Origin of the sequence: Thioclava kandeliae (genome assembly GCF_040297545.1) — a bacterium.
In the GTDB taxonomy this organism is placed as follows: Bacteria; Pseudomonadota; Alphaproteobacteria; order Rhodobacterales; family Rhodobacteraceae; genus Thioclava; species Thioclava kandeliae.
Map to the genome: position 1 here is coordinate 1 of NZ_JAYWLC010000072.1, position 1,286 is coordinate 1,286.

Sequence of the window (1,286 nt, forward strand, 5' to 3'; positions counted from 1 at the left end):
AGACCAGTTAGTCGTGCGGTAGCGGGTGTTGGCAGGCTTTGGCATCCCAGTGATCTAACCATCAGGATTCCAAAGGTGAATCCCTCTCACCGATATGTGCAACAAGGTCTTGTTGCGCCAATCGTTCTATAGGACGAGGCCCCCTTTTCCCCGGCGGCTTCAATCCACTACTTCGATCTCGGCCAGTCCGAGTGCCGAGCAACGGTTCATGATGGCGATGCGCATCTAAATTTCGGCGGTCTGGCGGTCGGGATCTCGTGACATGATCCGATGACCGAAAAGCTTCAATCGGATCATCTGAGCCTCGACGCGGCTTCGGGCGTGATAACCAACCCATTTCTTCTAGATTGATCGCCCTAGGGATAGCGTCGCCCGCAGGATGTCATCACGCGATGTCGCGGCGGGGCAGTCGGGTTTCCAGACGCGGCCGTTGCGGCGGATCGGCATGACCGGTTCTGCCCCATGCTCGAGGATCGCCGCATGGCATCGGCGCGTGCCGTAGGCACCATCAGCCGTCATCGTCTCTATCTCTTCTCTGGCCGAGATCTGCGACAGAAGTTCCGGCAGGATCGAGCTGTCGTCTTGCCTGCTGGAGGTGAATTCGACCGCGCGAATATCGCCAGTGGCTGTGTCCATCGCCAGATGCACCTTTCGCTATTCGCGTCTGCGCGTCGCTACATGCTTACGCGAAAGCCATTCTTCATCGCCGCGAAAGCGGATGCCAGTGCTGTCGATCAACAAATTCAGAGGCTGGCCCGAGCACCGATAGGGGATCTGCACCTTGAGCCGAGCCTGACGGCGGCACAGCGTCGAATAGTCGGGTACAGGCCAATCCAGCCCTGCCATTTCGATCAAGCTGGCGACCAGACCAATGGTCTGGCGAAGCGGCAGGCCAAACAGCACTTTCGGCGTGAAACAGGTCTGGATCGCGCTGTCAGAGAAGACCTCTGAATGCCCACGCTTCCCGCTGCGCTTTACGTGCCAGGTCATCTTTGGGTCGAACCAGACCGACAGCGAACCACATCTGCGCAGCGCAGCGTTGTAGGTGGACCAGTTCGTCGTGCGGTAGCGAGTAAGGGCAGGCTTGGACATGCCAAAGACCTAATCCTCAATATTCCACAACTGAATCCCTCTCACCGATATGTGCAACATGTATAACCGCCCCTTGCGCAAGAGGGTTTTCAGAACTGTTTCGCGCGGTGTCGGGTGCTGACATGTATCCGGCCTCAAGTTGCGACCATCTTCATGTCGCGGGCCCGTATGGTGTTCGCAGATCAGGTCCAAAT

Annotated in this window: 1 pseudogene; it reads right to left on the reverse strand. The window is 57.7% G+C overall.

What is annotated here, in order from left to right:
• Positions 1–159 precede the first annotated feature (159 nt).
• Positions 160–1,092 (reverse strand): annotated as a pseudogene (locus VSX56_RS20590) (IS5 family transposase).
• Positions 1,093–1,286: the final 194 nt, after the last annotated feature.